The following is a 13711-nucleotide window of genomic DNA, read 5'->3' as shown; positions in this document are numbered from 1 at the left end:
TCCGTCGGCGGCTCAGTGGTCGGAGTACCGGAAGTCGCCCACCGTCCACGCGCTGACGTCCGCGATCGCGACGCGGTACATCCCGCCCGTCTCGGGGATGCCCACCGTGCCCTGGAGGATCCGGGCCAGGTGGAAGTGGAGGTGCGTCGGCGGGTCTTCCTTCCGTTCGGAGGGCTTGAAGACCCCGGAGAACTCACCGAGCCGGGCGGAGTCCGTCAGGACCTCCGACACCCGCTCTCTCCAGAGGGCCTCGGGGGCCAGGCGCCCGGTGATGACCACGCCCCCCGCGACCACGGTCAGGGACATCTGATTGCTCTGCCCGGACTCCACCGTGGCGGCGATGTCAATCAGCAGTTCGTCAGGCTTCGACATGAGAGCCGATTCTAGGCGGCGCGCCCTCCGGTGGTTGAATTTCCTCCGGGGCCCAGGTGCCGCACGGCGCCCGGGCCCCGAAGCGTTCCCCAGAAGAGGTGCAGATGACAGCGGACAATCCGCTCGGCGACCGACTCGACGACGACGACTACCCGGCCTACACCATGGGACGGGCCGCCGAGATGCTCGGCACGACCCCCGGCTTCCTCCGCGCCCTCGGCGAGGCCCGCCTGATCACCCCGCTCCGCTCCGGGGGCGGCCACCGCCGCTACTCCCGCTACCAGCTGCGGATCGCGGCCCGCGCCCGGGAACTCGTCGACCAGGGCACCCCGGTCGAGGCGGCCTGCCGCATCGTCATCCTGGAGGACCAGCTGGAGGAGGCCCAGCGCATCAACGCGGAGTACCGGCGTGCGGCGGAACGGGCCGCGGAACGGCCCCCCGAGAGCTCCAGCGGGGAGTCCGTCGAGAAGTCCCCCGAGAAGTCCGCCGAGGAGCCTCCTGAGGAGTCCGTCGAGAAGTCCGCCGAGGAGCCTCCCGAGGGGTCCGCCGGGCGTCACGAGGACCGTTAGCCCGTCCGGGCGTCTCCGGTTGCCGGGCCCCCGGTGCCGTCGGAGCGTGGGGTGATCGTCCGACGCGCGACGCACGGAGGGCCCATGAGCAGCATCGACACCCCGGCCGACGTTCCCCGACCACGGGCGGCGGCGACGCGACCGGCGCCCACCACCCTCACCTGGGTGACGCTGGCCCTGATGACGACCGCGTCGGTGGCCAGCCTGCGGGCCGCGCCGACGATGGCCGTCTACGGCCTGGCCTGCGTGTTCCTCTACCTCGTGCCGGCCGTCGTGTTCCTGCTGCCGACGGCCCTGGTCTCCGCCGAGCTCGCCTCCGGCTGGAGCGGCGGCGTCTACCGCTGGGTGTCCGAGGGCCTCTCCAAGCCGCTCGGATTCCTCGCGGTCTGGTGCCAGTTCGCGATGACGATCTTCTATTACCCGAGCCTGCTCGCCTTCGTGGCCTCCACCATCGCGTACGTCATCGACCCCTCCCTCGCGTCGAACGGCGTCTACACGGCGATCGTCATCATGGTCCTGTACTGGACCGGCGTGTGGGTCTCCTCGCGCGGCACGAAGGCCCTCGCCGGGCTCTCCAGCTGGGGCCTGATCATCGGGACCCTGGTGCCGGGCACGGTCCTCGTCGTCCTCGGCATGGTCTTCCTCGGCCAGGGCAACGCGTCGGCCGCGCCGATGGACGCGAACCACCTGCTGCCGCAGTGGACGGGCCTCGCCAGCCTCGTCCTGATCGTCAACAACTTCCTGTCGTACTCCGGCATGGAGATGAACGCCGTGCACGTCTCCTCGCTCAAGGACCCGGCGAAGGAGTACCCGAAGTCGATGTTCCTGGCGGTGGGCCTGGTCCTGCTGATCTTCATCCTGCCGGCGCTCGCGATCAGCTGGGTCGTCCCCGCCGACCAGCTCAGCCTGACGGCCGGCGTGATGCAGGCCTTCAACGCCTTCTTCTCGTACTTCCACGTCGGCTGGATGACCCCGATCGCCGCCGTCATGCTGATCTCCGCCTCCCTCGGCGGCATGTTGACCTGGCTCGCCGGGCCGTCCAAGGGCCTCCTGGAGATCTCGCGCAGCGAGGGCTACCTGCCGCCGTTCCTGCAGAAGCTCAACAAGTACGGCATCCAGCAGAACATCCTGGTCACGCAGGGCGTCGTGACCTCGGTCATCGCCCTGCTCTACGCGCTGATCCCCAACGTGTCGAGCGTGTACTGGATCTTCTCCACCATCACCACGCAGGTGTACCTGATCGTCTACCTGCTGATGTTCGTGGCCGCGATGCGCCTGCGGAAGACCCAGCCGGACCATCCGCGCGGCTACCGGGCGCCCGTCCTGGGCCTGCTGTGCTCGGTCGGCCTGCTCGCCTCCCTGGCGGCCCTCGCCATCGGCTTCGTCCCGCCGTCGCAGTTCGGCGGCAGCAGCGTCTGGTCGTACGTGCTCGTCATCGGCGGCGGCCTGGTGATCCTGGGCCTGCTGATCCCGGCGCTCTTCCTGAAGTTCCGCAAGCCGGACTGGCGCACGGCCGCCGTCCCGAAGACGACCGAGGGAGAGCAGGCATGAGCCCCACCCGCTTCGCCTCCGAGCACCGGTGGATCTACTGGGGCGCGATCCTGATCCTGGTCGCCCTCGTCGTCACCGGCCTGATCCGCTACGAGTCCGTGAAGCGGAACAACGAGACGCTCTCCAAGGCCAACCAGCTCCAGGAGGAGCTGGTCAGGGCCGGATACCCGTCCCCCGACACGGACACCGTCGAGCGGCTGCTCGGCACGGACGGCGGGCAGGTCTGCGAGGCGCCGGGCAACGCCCTGAAGACGGCGCTGTGGAAGATCCAGCAGTCCAACGGCGCCACCGGGCCCGGCCAGCGGCCCGTCATCTCCGACGACCGGGCCGTCGAGGCCGAGCGGATCGTCCTGAAGGTCTACTGCCCCGACAAGCTCGACGAGTTCGAGGAGGAACTGGCGGACCTCAAGACCGACGGCACTGTACGCAGGTGAGGGGAGAGCGGACGGCGGGGCGCGTACGCGATCATGGGCCTCATGAAGCTGCGCTGCGCCGTACTCGACGACTACCAGGGCGTCGCCCTGTCCTCCGCCGACTGGAGCCCGCTCGACGGGCGCGTCGAGGTGCGCGTCCTGCGCGAGCACCTCGACGACCGGGACGCCCTGGTCGACGCGGTCGGGGACTGCGAGATCCTCGTCGTCATGCGGGAGCGGACGCCGGTCGACGCGGCGCTGCTCGACCGGCTGCCCCGGCTGCGGCTCCTGATCACCTCCGGCCTGCGGAACGCCTCGATCGACGTCGCCGCCGCCCGCGCCCGGGGCGTCACCGTCTGCGGCACGGAGAGCTCTTCCACGCCGCCGACCGAGCTGACCTGGGCGCTCCTGCTCGGCCTGGCCCGGCACGTGCCGGCCGAGGCGCGGGCGGTACGGGAGGGCGGGCCCTGGCAGTCCACCGTCGGCGCCGACCTGGCCGGCCGGACCCTGGGGCTCGTCGGCCTCGGCAAGATCGGCGCCAAGGTGGCCCGGATCGGCCTCGCCTTCGGCATGGACATCGCCGCCTGGAGCCCGCACCTGACGGAGGAGCGGGCCGCCGAGCACGGCGCGCGGTACGTGAAGGACCTGCGGGAGCTGATGGCGGAGGGCGACTTCGTGTCGCTGCACCTGGTGCTCTCCGACCGCACCCGGGGCCTGGTCGGGGAGCCCGAACTGCGGGCGATGCGCCCGTCCGCGTACCTCGTCAACACCTCCCGGGCCGGGCTGGTCGACGGCGGGGCGCTGCTGCGGGCGCTGCGCGAGGGGTGGATCGCGGGGGCGGGCCTCGACGTCTACGACACGGAGCCGCTGCCCGCCGACGACCCCCTGCGGACCCTGCCGAACGTCCTGGCCCTCCCCCACCTCGGATACGTGACGGAGGGGAACTACGGGCGGTACTTCGGGCAGGCGGTGGAGGACGTCGAGGCGTTCCTGGCGGGGACGCCGGTGCGCGAGCTGGGCTGAGGGGCGGGGGTACGGGGGCGGGGGCGGGCGTACGGGTACGGGCCCCGGGGCGCGAGGTCCGCCCGGGGTACGGGCCCCCCTACCCCAGGCTCGTACGGGCCAGGTCCAGGAACTCCTCCTCCGTGAGGCCCAGTTCGCGGGCCTCGGCCGCCGCCTCGCGGAGCCGGGAGACCAGCCGGGCCCGGTCGGGGGCGGTGGCGCCGGGGACGACGATGGCGCCCCGGCCCCGGCGGAGCTCGATCAGGCCCTCCTCCCGGAGCCGCTGGTAGCCGCGCAGGACGGTGTGGACGTTGACGCCGAGGGAGTCGGCGAGTTCCCGGGCGGCCGGGAGGCGTTCGCCGGGAGCGGCCGAGCCGTCGGCGAGCGCGCCCCGGACGCAGGCGGCGATCTGGTCACCGAGGGGGACGGCCGAGGCCGGGTCGACGCGGAAGAGCACGGTCAGAGCCTCCCACGCCGTTCGACGAGTGCGTTGAGGAGGGCGGCCGCGGTGTGCGCGTCGGACACGGTGACCGCGAACTCGCGCCCGCTGTCCCGCCGTACGACGAGGGCCTCGCCGGAGCGCAGGACGACGCCCGTGCGCTGCGGCCACACCCGGTAGCCCCAGCCGCCGAACTCGGCGACGGGGTCGACGTCGCGGACGGTGGCGCCGGTGACCTCGGCGAGCGGGACGCGGACGCGGGGCCGGGGGACGAGGGCGGGCCGGACGGTGAGGCCGCGCCGGTCGACGGTGACCCGGACGCGGGCGAGGGCGAGTCCCGGCACCCCGACGACCAGGCCGAGGAGGGCGGGCCAGGCCTCGGGCCACGGGGCCAGGAGCAGGGTGACGGGGACGGCGGCGAGGGCGAGGACCGCGAGGACGGTGAGCGGCCGGGAGCCGGTGGCGCGGGACCAGCCGGCGACCTCGCTCGGGCCGAGCGGGAGCCGGGGGCCGTCCGTGGTGCCGGGGCCGGGGACCGGCTCCTCCTCGGGGACGAACCGTGTCAGGGCCCGGCCCGCGAGGGCGAGGACGGCGGCGACGGCGGCCGCGACGGTGAGGTTGGCGAGCGGGGAGACCACCTGGGCCGGGTCGGTGGCGTCCAGGTTGCCCCGCAGGATCAGGACGAGCAGCGTCCCGGTGAAGCCGGCGGTGGCCCACGCGCCCCACAGGGCGGTGCGGCGGACGAAGAAGTGCCAGCCGACGGCGAGGCCGAGGAGCAGGAGCGTGCTGACGGCCGCGTAGGCGGCGCGGTCGGTGAAGCCGTCGGCGCGGCCCCCGCCCTCGGTGCCGAAGTGGGTGGCGAGGGGGTCGGGGAGCCGGTCGTACCAGAGGGCGAACACCAGCGGGTACGCGGTGAGCGCGAGGACGAAGGGGAGCGCGGCGAGCGCGCGGAGACGAGGTGTGGCGCGGTTCATGAAAACCTCCCTTGTTCGCACTCTACTAGAACAATGAGCCTTGGGAAGGGGGCCGGCCACGCGAACGCGGCGGCGGTGGGGACCGCCGCCGCGCCGAAGGGCCGAGTCGGTTGCCGCCGCCGCGCCGAGCGGCGGCCGGATCAGTCGCCGTCGCCCTCCAGGGCCGTCCGGAGCGCCCCGGCGAACTCCTCCGGGGCGCCGTGCTGCCCGAACTCGCCGCCCAGGAAGCCGCCGTGGTGGCTGGGGAAGACGGTGAGCGGGATCCCGAGGCCCTCCGCGACGGCGAGCGCGGCGCGCGCGGCGAGCGTGCCCTCGGACTCCTTCCCGGCGGCGACGACGATCCGGGTCGGCGCGGTGCGCAGGGCGGCGAAGTCGGGGAGGTGGGAGGTGCAGCCGCGGATGTTCTGGCCGAGCAGCGGGTCCTCGCGGGTGCCGTCGTCCTCGGTCGGCAGCCCGCACGCCTCCGGGGAGGGGGCGGGCCGCTCGGTCCAGTCGGCGGGCACGGGGCCCAGGTGGCTCACCAGCGCGAGGAACTTGGCCATTCCCGGCCCCCAGCCCTCCCGCAGATAGGTGTCGCGGATGTCCGCGCAGGCCGTGAGGGCCGCCTCCCGGTCCGGGACGATCCCGGCCAGCGGGGGCTCGTGCGCGACGAGGGTGCGCACCAGGTCGCCGCGCCGGGCGACCAGGGCGAGGGCGTTGACGGCGCCGCCGCTGCTCGCGAAGACGTCCACGGGGCCGGCGCCGAGCGCCTCGGCGAGCCGGGCCAGGTCGTCGGCGTGCTCCTCGGGGAGCGTCTCCGCCGCCCCGTCGGTCCGCACGCTGCGGGACACCCCGCGCGGGTCGTACGTCACGACGGTCCGGTCGGGGAAGTGGGAGGCGAGGGTGGCGAAGCCGGTCGCGTCCATGGGAGAACCGATGAGCAGAAGGGGAGGCTCACCGGCGCCCGTGCCGGGGCGCACGTCGTAGCGCAGGACGGCTCCGGCGGTGTCCAGGGTCCTGGTGTCGGTCTCGGCCATGGCGGTCTCCTCGGTGGTGGGACTGTCATGGGGGTGGACTCCCGTCCGCGTCGAAACTCATCGGCCGCCCCGCCACCTGGCCACCCGTCCTACCGCCCGGCCGCCCGGCCGCTTGGCCGCCCGGCCTACCGCCCGACCGCCTGGCCACCCAGCCGTCCGGCCGTCCGGCCGTCCGGCCATCCGGCCGTCGGATCAGGGCGTACCTACTCGGCCCCGCACTCGTGACCGGCCGGGTCGACCACCACCCGGTCCAGCAGGCTCCGCAGCAGCGCCTGTTCGGCGTCGGTGAGGCCGCCGAAGAGCTCCCGCTCCGCCGCGCCCACCGCCGCGTCGACCCGTTCCAGGGCGGCCGCGCCCGTCTCCGTGATCTTCACGATGTGCCGGCGCCGGTCGGCGGGGTCGCGCCGCCGCTCCGCGAGCCCCTGGTCCTCCAACTCGTTCAGGATCGAGACCAGTTGGCTGGGGTCGACCTCCATGGCGGCGGCCAGGTCCCGCTGGCTCATGGCCCCGGGGGCGAGCTGCATGAGCGTCATCACGCTCCTCGGGTGCAGTCCGGCGACGCCCAGGGCGGCGCGGATCCGCGCGCCGGTGAGTTCTCCGCGGAAGGAGAGGAGGAAGCCGAGACGGTCGTTCGGGAGGACTGCTGCCATGTCATCCACCGTAACAGCGGCCCTATTGTGGAGCGAGGGAAATCGTTGATACAGTTCAACGATTGTTGCTGACTTATCGTTGGAGCGTCCCCATGTTCATCGCCTACGCCGTCGTCGCCGTCCTGCTCGCCCTCGCGCTCTCCGCCTCCGCCCTCTTCACCTTCACGCGCAATCCGCAGATCACCGGCAGCATGGCCAACCTCGGCGTCCCTGAGTCCTGGTTCCCCTGGCTCGCGACCGCGAAGGCGGCCGGCGCGATCGGCCTCCTCGTGGGCCTGGCCGTGCCCGCGCTCGGCGTGGCGGCGGCGATCGGCGTGACCCTCTACTTCCTCGGCGCCCTCGTCACCCACCTGCGCGCGAAGGACTACGTGGTGGCCCCGGTCGTGGTCCTCGCGCTGCTCGCGGCGGCCGCCCTGGTCCTGCGCATAGCCTCCGCCTGACCCACCGCCGACCGGACGCGCGCGAACCCAACGAGACGGAACGTCTTGCGGGGAGCTCGCCCCTGCTGTACCTTCGACACAACGAGACGAGACGTCTCGTCGCATCTCGCCCATGTCGTCGACGTACAGGAGACAGCCCTTGTTCCGTGCCCAACTCACCGACGTCACCAAGCGCTACGACGCCACGGACGCCCGGTCCCGGACCGTGCTCGACCGCGTCTCCCTCTCCGTCAGGGCCGGGGAACGGCTCGGGGTCGTCGGGGACAACGGCTCCGGGAAGTCCACCCTCCTGCGGCTGCTCGCCGGCCTGGAGGCCCCCGACAACGGCAGCGTGGACGTCCACGCCCCCGGCGGTCTCGGGCACCTCGCCCAGACCCTGGACCTCCCGCCGACCGCCACCGTCGGGGACGCCGTCGACCGCGCCCTCGCGGACGTCCGGGAGCTCGAACGGGCCATCCGGGCCGCCGAGGCGGACCTCGCCGCGACCGGCGACCTCGACGGGTACGCCCGGCTGCTCGCCGCCTACGAGGCCCGGGGCGGCGCCGGGGCCGACCGGCGGGTGGAGACGACCCTGCGGAGGCTCGGGGAGCGGGGGCCGCTCGACCGCGACCGGCCACTCGGAACGCTCTCCGGCGGGCAGCGGTCCCGGCTCGCCCTCGCCGCCGTGCTCGCCGCCGAGCCCGAACTGCTGCTGCTCGACGAGCCCACCAACGACCTGGACGACGAGGCCGTGGCCTGGCTGGAGGACCGGCTGCGCGCCCACCGGGGCACGGTCGTCGCCGTCTCCCACGACCGCGTCTTCCTCGACCGGGTCGCCACCGCCGTCCTGGAGGTCGACGAGGACCGCCGCACCCTCCGCCGCTACGGCGACGGCTACGCCGGCTACCTGGCCGGGCGCGCCGCCGAACGGGCGCGCAGGGTGCGGGAGTACGAGGAGTGGAAGGAGGAACTGGCCCGGTACACGGCGCTCGCGGACACCCACATCGACCGGTTCTCCGCGATCCCCCGCAAGGCCCCGGCCGCGTTCAGCGGGGCCGGCGCCTTCCGGGCCCGGTCACGGGCGCACGGCGCCATGAGCCGCATCCGGGCCGCCCGCGAGCGGCTCGCGCGGCTCGCCGCCCACCCCGTGCCCGCGCCGCCGGAGCCCCTGACGTTCCGCGCGGACCTCACGGGGGCGGGCGCGCCCGTGGACCTCGCGGACGTGCGGGTGGACGGGCGGCTCCGGCTCGACGCCCTCCACCTCGACGCGGGCGAACGGCTCCTGGTCACCGGGCCGAACGGCGCCGGGAAGACCACCCTCCTGAAGGTCCTCGCGGGCGAACTCGCCCCGGACGCGGGCGTCGTGAGCGCCCCCGCCCGGGTCGGGCTGCTCCGCCAGGAGACGGCCCCGCCCACCGACCCCCGTACGGTGGCCGAGGCCTTCGGGGCGGACCGCGCGGACCGGCTCCTCACCCTCGGGCTCTTCTCCGCCCGCGACCTGACGACCCCCGTCCGGCACCTGTCCGTCGGGCAGCGCCGCAAGCTGGAGCTGGCCCGACTCGTGACCTCGCCCGCCGACCTGCTCCTCCTCGACGAGCCCACCAACCACCTCGCCCCGGGCCTGGTCGAGGAGATCGAGGCCGCCCTCGCCGCGTACCGGGGCACGCTGGTGATCGTCAGCCACGACCGGCGACTGCGGGCGGGCTTCCGGGGCCGCGTGCTCGAACTGGCCCCGGAGGCCGCCCTGATGTCCTAGTCGCCGTGTCCTGGTCGCCGTGTCCTCACCGGTGTGTCCTAGTCGTCGGAGGAATCCGCAGCGCTCTCCAGGTCGCCCTCTGTCTCCAGGAACACCTGCCGCAGCGCGGCCAGCGTCTCCGGGTCCGGCTTCTCCCACATGCCGCGCGACTCGGCTTCGAGGAGCCGCTCCGCGATGCCGTGCAGGGCCCAGGGGTTGGCCTCCTTGAGGAAGGCCTGGTTCTCCGGGTCGAGGACGTACTCCTGCGTCAGCTTGTCGTACATCCAGTCCGCGACCACGCCCGTCGTCGCGTCGTACCCGAAGAGGTAGTCGACGGTCGCCGCCAGCTCGAACGCGCCCTTGTAGCCGTGGCGGCGCATCGCCTCGATCCAGCGCGGGTTGACCACGCGGGCCCGGAAGACCCGGGAGGTCTCCTCGACCAGGGTGCGGGTGCGGACGGTCTCGGGGCGGGTCGAGTCTCCGATGTACGCCTCGGGGGCCGTGCCCTTGAGCGCGCGGACGGTCGCGACCATGCCGCCGTGGTACTGGAAGTAGTCGTCGGAGTCCGCGATGTCGTGCTCGCGCGTGTCCGTGTTCTTCGCGGCCACCGCGATCCGCTTGTACGCGGTCTCCATCTCGGCCCGCGCCGGGCGCCCTTCGAGCCCGCGCCCGTACGCGTAACCGCCCCACACCGTGTACACCTCGGCGAGGTCGGCGTCCGTGCGCCAGTCGCGGGAGTCGATCAGCTGGAGGATGCCCGCGCCGTACGTCCCCGGCCGGGAGCCGAAGATGCGGGTGGTGGCGCGCCGCTCGTCGCCGTGCTCGGCCAGGTCGGCCTGCGCGTGCGCCCGTACGTAGTTGTCCTCGGCGGACTCGTCCTCCAGGCCCGCCACCAGCCGTACGGCGTCGTCCAGGAGGCCGATGACGTGCGGGAACGCGTCGCGGAAGAAGCCCGAGATGCGCAGGGTGACGTCGACGCGCGGGCGGCCCAGCTCGGCGAGCGGGATCGGCTCCAGGCCGTTCACGCGGCGCGAGGCCTCGTCCCACAGCGGGCGGACGCCGAGCAGGGCCAGCGCCTCGGCGACGTCGTCGCCGGCGGTGCGCATCGCGCTCGTGCCCCACAGGGAGAGGCCCACGGAGGTCGGCCAGTCGCCGTTGTCGGTGCGGTAGCGCTCCAGGAGCGAGTCCGCGAGCGCCTGGCCGGTCTCCCAGGCGAGGCGGGAGGGGACGGCCTTGGGGTCGACGGAGTAGAAGTTGCGGCCGGTCGGCAGGACGTTGACCAGGCCCCGGAGCGGGGAGCCGGACGGGCCCGCCGGGACGAAGCCGCCGTTGAGCGCGTGCACGGCGTGGGCCAGCTCGTCGGTGGTGGCGGCCAGGCGCGGCACGACCTGCTCGGCGGCGAACCGCAGCACGGCCCGCACGTCGGGGCCGTGGTCGGCCGCGACCGACTCGACCGCCTCCACCGCCCAGTCGGCGGCCTCCATCGCCTCGACCAGCTCGCGCGCCTTCGTCTCCGCCTCGTCGGCGGTGGTGCGGGTCGCGGCCGACTCGTCCAGGCCCAGGGCCTCGCGCAGACCGGGCAGCGCCTGCGTACCGCCCCAGATCTGGCGGGCGCGCAGGATGGAGAGGACCAGGTTGACCCGGGCCTCACCGGCCGGGGCGCCGCCGAGGACGTGCAGGCCGTCGCGGATCTGGGCGTCCTTGACCTCGCACAGCCAGCCGTCGACATGCAGCAGGAAGTCGTCGAACCCGTCGTCCTCCGGGCGCTCTTCGAGCCCCAGGTCGTGGTCGAGCTTCGCGGCCTGGATCAGGGTCCAGATCTGGGCGCGGATCGCGGGCAGCTTCGCCGGGTCCATGGAGGAGATCTGCGCGTACTCGTCGAGGAGCTGCTCCAGGCGCGCGATGTCGCCGTACGAGTCGGCGCGGGCCATCGGCGGCACCAGGTGGTCGACCAGGGTGGCGTGCACGCGCCGCTTGGCCTGGGTGCCCTCGCCCGGGTCGTTGACCAGGAACGGGTAGACCAGCGGGATGTCGCCGAGGGCCGCGTCCGGGCCGCAGGCGGCGGAGAGGCCGGCGTTCTTGCCGGGCAGCCACTCCAGGTTGCCGTGCTTGCCCAGGTGGACCATGGCGTCGGCGCCGAAGCCGCCGTCCTCGGCGCGGGCCGCGATCCAGCGGTAGGCCGCCAGGTAGTGGTGGGACGGCGGGAGGTCCGGGTCGTGGTAGATCGCGATCGGGTTCTCGCCGAAGCCGCGCGGCGGCTGGATGAGGACCAGCAGGTTCCCGCGCCGCAGGGCCGCGAGGACGATGTCGCCCTCCGGGTTCCGGGACCGGTCGAGGAACATCTCGCCGGGCGCCGGGCCCCAGTGCTCCTCCACGTGGGTGCGCAGCTCCTCGGGGAGGGTCGCGTACCAGCGCTTGTAGTCGGCGGCCGGGATGCGGACCGGGTTCTTGGCCAGCTGCTCCTCGGTCAGCCAGTCCTGGTCGTGGCCGCCGGCCTCGATGAGGGCGTAGATCAGCTCGTCGCCGTCGCCCGAGACCAGACCGGGCAGGTCCTCGGCGGGGCCGAAGTCGTAGCCCTCCTCGATCAGCCGGCGCAGCAGCGAGACGGCGGAGGCGGGGGTGTCGAGGCCGACGGCGTTGCCGATGCGGGAGTGCTTGGTGGGGTACGCGGAGAGGACGAGCGCCAGCTTCTTCTCGGCGTTCGGGATGTGCCGGAGGCGGGCGTGCCGCACGGCGATCCCGGCGACGCGGGCCGCGCGCTCGGCGTCCGCCACGTACGCGGGCAGGCCGTCCTCGTCGATCTCCTTGAAGGAGAACGGGACGGTGATCAGGCGCCCGTCGAACTCGGGGACGGCGACCTGGCTGGCGGCGTCCAGCGGGGAGAGGCCCTCGTCGTTCTCCTCCCAGGCGGCGCGGGACCCGGTCAGGCACAGGGCCTGGAGGATCGGCACGTCGAGCGCGGCGAGCGCGCCCGCGTCCCAGGCCTCCTCGTCGCCGCCGGCCTGCGCCTCGGCGGGCTTGGTGCCGCCCGCCGCGAGGACGGTGGTGACGATCGCGTCGGCGGTGCGGAGGCGGTCGAGCAGCTCCGGCTCGGGCGCGCGCAGGGACGCCACGTACAACGGGAGGGCCCGCGCGCCGGCGTCCTCGATCGCGTCGCACAGGGCGCCGACGAAGGCGGTGTTGCCGCTCATGTGGTGGGCGCGGTAGTAGAGCACGGCGATCGTCGGGCCGTCGGTGGCCTTCGGGGTGCGCTCCAGGGGGCCCCAGGTCGGGGCGGCGGCCGGGGCCTCGAAGCCGTGGCCGGTGAGCAGGACGGTGTCGGAGAGGAAGCGGGCGAGCTGCTCCAGGTTGGCGGGGCCGCCGTGCGCCAGGTAGGCGTGCGCCTCGGTGGCGACGCCGACGGGCACGGTGGAGGCCTCCATCAGCTGGGCGTCGGGCGCCTGTTCGCCGCTGAGCACGACCACCGGCTTTCCGGCGGCGCGGATCGCGTCGAGCCCGTCCTGCCAGGAACGGAGCCCGCCGAGGAGCCGGACGACGACGAGGTCGGCGCCGTCGAGGAGGCCGTCGAGATCGGCCAGGGGGAGCCGGGACGGGTTGGCGAACCGGTACGCGACCGGGCCGCCGGCCGCGCGGGCGCTGAGCAGGTCGGTGTCGGAGTGCGACAGCAGCAGGAGCATGGCGAGCGCAGGCCTTCCTCGGGGTTGTCCGCGCCCCGGGTGGTCGTGTGGACGGCAGGAGTTCCTGACTCACCGCCCCGGGGGTGCCGGGCCGGCTCACAGTGGCGGGACCGCGCCGGAATCTCACCGGGCTTCCTCCCCGGGGTCCTGGGACCCCATGCCGCTCTGCATCCTAGATCGTGGGTTCCGGGCGCCGGAGGGAGCGGGGGGGGTCGGGCGGATCACACCGGAGCGGGAGCCGGATCCGGAGCCGCGCAGGAACGGGAGCCGAAGACTGCCGGGCACCGGCAGTGCGCGGTGCGGGGCCGCCGACGATGCTGGTGTCGTCCGGCGCGGGCCGGTGGAGGGGAAGGAGGTGGGCGGTGCTGTTCTCGATACCGGAGCACACGTGGTGGTTGATCGGGGTCATGGCGACCGTGGTGTTCATGATGACGGTGGAGAGGCTCTCCGCCGTCGCCGTCGAGGAGGCGCCGGAGGAGCTGCGGGACAAGGCGGAAAGCTTGAGGAAGACCGCCGGCCGGGTCGTCTTCGCGTGGATTCCCGCCTTCTTCGCCGTGGTCGTCCTGCTGGATCTGCTGTCGGGGCAGCAGGACGGGCTCTACCTGTTCCTGTACGGCGTCGCGGTCGTGTCCATGGCGATTGCCCTGCTCCCGTTGCGGCGCCGGATGTACCGGCGGTACTTCGCCCAGTTGCTGACCGGCGAGAAGATCACCATGGACCGCCTCTCCTCCGTCTGGATCTACACCACCCTGCTCGTCCCCGTCCTGGCGGTGAGCGCGTTGCTCGCGACCTTGAACAGAACGACCTAGGTACGGGGCCGGAGGCCGGCGCACGCCCGCCGCGGCTCCGGCGCCCAAGCCCCGCGTACGCGCCTCGGCGCCCCGAGTCAGGCCG

12 protein-coding genes, 1 pseudogene and 1 riboswitch are annotated in these 13711 nt (G+C 73.8%); of the genes and pseudogenes, 7 read left to right on the top strand and 6 right to left on the bottom strand.

Features of this window, described 5'->3' with window-relative positions; all coding sequences use genetic code 11:
- Positions 1 to 12 precede the first annotated feature (12 nt).
- Complete coding sequence (locus ACIQD7_RS22625) at positions 13 to 372, bottom strand: hypothetical protein (RefSeq protein ID WP_121832897.1); 360 nt, start codon at positions 370 to 372, stop codon at positions 13 to 15.
- A 104-nt stretch (positions 373 to 476) separates the two neighbouring features.
- Here ACIQD7_RS22625 and ACIQD7_RS22620 point away from each other — a divergent pair.
- The 4 genes and pseudogenes from ACIQD7_RS22620 to ACIQD7_RS22605 form a co-directional block, all read left to right on the top strand.
- Positions 477 to 824: pseudogene (locus ACIQD7_RS22620) on the top strand (MerR family transcriptional regulator); the annotation flags it as partial.
- 201 nt (positions 825 to 1025) lie between these two features.
- Positions 1026 to 2492 (top strand): APC family permease, encoded by a 1467-nt coding sequence (locus tag ACIQD7_RS22615; RefSeq protein WP_402443733.1) that lies wholly within the window; start codon positions 1026 to 1028, stop codon positions 2490 to 2492.
- A complete protein-coding gene (locus tag ACIQD7_RS22610; RefSeq protein ID WP_121832899.1) occupies positions 2489 to 2926 on the top strand; it encodes a hypothetical protein in 438 nt (145 codons plus the stop codon). The genes ACIQD7_RS22615 and ACIQD7_RS22610 overlap by 4 nt, the downstream gene beginning before the upstream one ends.
- A 42-nt stretch (positions 2927 to 2968) precedes the next feature.
- Entirely contained in the window at positions 2969 to 3928 is a 960-nt protein-coding gene (locus ACIQD7_RS22605; RefSeq protein ID WP_402443731.1) for a D-2-hydroxyacid dehydrogenase family protein, read from the top strand.
- A gap of 79 nt (positions 3929 to 4007) precedes the next feature.
- On the opposite strand, the gene ACIQD7_RS22600 is transcribed toward ACIQD7_RS22605, so the two are convergent.
- The 4 genes from ACIQD7_RS22600 to ACIQD7_RS22585 all read right to left on the bottom strand — a co-directional run bounded on the left by ACIQD7_RS22600 (position 4008) and on the right by ACIQD7_RS22585 (position 6986).
- Positions 4008 to 4364, bottom strand: a complete 357-nt coding sequence (locus tag ACIQD7_RS22600; RefSeq protein ID WP_121832900.1) for a GntR family transcriptional regulator — start codon at positions 4362 to 4364, stop codon at positions 4008 to 4010.
- A gap of 2 nt (positions 4365 to 4366) precedes the next feature.
- Positions 4367 to 5320 carry a hypothetical protein gene (locus tag ACIQD7_RS22595; RefSeq protein WP_402443729.1) on the bottom strand — a complete coding sequence of 318 codons (954 nt, stop codon included), beginning with the start codon at positions 5318 to 5320 and terminating at the stop codon, positions 4367 to 4369.
- A gap of 140 nt (positions 5321 to 5460) precedes the next feature.
- Positions 5461 to 6336 (bottom strand): alpha/beta fold hydrolase, encoded by an 876-nt coding sequence (locus ACIQD7_RS22590; RefSeq protein ID WP_402443727.1) that lies wholly within the window; start codon positions 6334 to 6336, stop codon positions 5461 to 5463.
- A gap of 203 nt (positions 6337 to 6539) precedes the next feature.
- Positions 6540 to 6986: a MarR family winged helix-turn-helix transcriptional regulator gene (locus tag ACIQD7_RS22585; RefSeq protein ID WP_402443725.1), complete on the bottom strand. Its 447-nt coding sequence runs from the start codon at positions 6984 to 6986 to the stop codon at positions 6540 to 6542.
- A gap of 92 nt (positions 6987 to 7078) precedes the next feature.
- Between ACIQD7_RS22585 and ACIQD7_RS22580 the strand changes: the two genes are divergently transcribed.
- The gene (locus ACIQD7_RS22580; RefSeq protein ID WP_402443724.1) at positions 7079 to 7426 is read left to right on the top strand and encodes a DoxX family protein; all 348 of its coding nucleotides are present in this window, start codon (positions 7079 to 7081) and stop codon (positions 7424 to 7426) included.
- Between the two features lie 139 nt (positions 7427 to 7565).
- Complete coding sequence (abc-f, locus tag ACIQD7_RS22575; RefSeq protein ID WP_402443723.1) at positions 7566 to 9161, top strand: ribosomal protection-like ABC-F family protein; 1596 nt, start codon at positions 7566 to 7568, stop codon at positions 9159 to 9161.
- Between the two features lie 38 nt (positions 9162 to 9199).
- On the opposite strand, the gene cobN is transcribed toward abc-f, so the two are convergent.
- Positions 9200 to 12817: a cobaltochelatase subunit CobN gene (gene cobN, locus ACIQD7_RS22570; protein WP_402443721.1), complete on the bottom strand. Its 3618-nt coding sequence runs from the start codon at positions 12815 to 12817 to the stop codon at positions 9200 to 9202.
- A 58-nt stretch (positions 12818 to 12875) separates the two neighbouring features.
- Positions 12876 to 12955, bottom strand: a riboswitch (cobalamin riboswitch).
- 224 nt (positions 12956 to 13179) lie between these two features.
- Here cobN and ACIQD7_RS22565 point away from each other — a divergent pair.
- Positions 13180 to 13626, top strand: coding sequence for a hypothetical protein (locus tag ACIQD7_RS22565; RefSeq protein WP_402443719.1), 447 nt, complete (start codon positions 13180 to 13182; stop codon positions 13624 to 13626).
- Positions 13627 to 13711: the final 85 nt, after the last annotated feature.

Source organism: Streptomyces sp. NPDC093071 (assembly GCF_044754545.1).
Classification (GTDB): domain Bacteria; phylum Actinomycetota; class Actinomycetes; order Streptomycetales; family Streptomycetaceae; genus Streptomyces.
The sequence above is the reverse complement of the archived record's forward strand: the minus strand, read 5'-3'. Positions and strand labels throughout refer to the sequence as shown.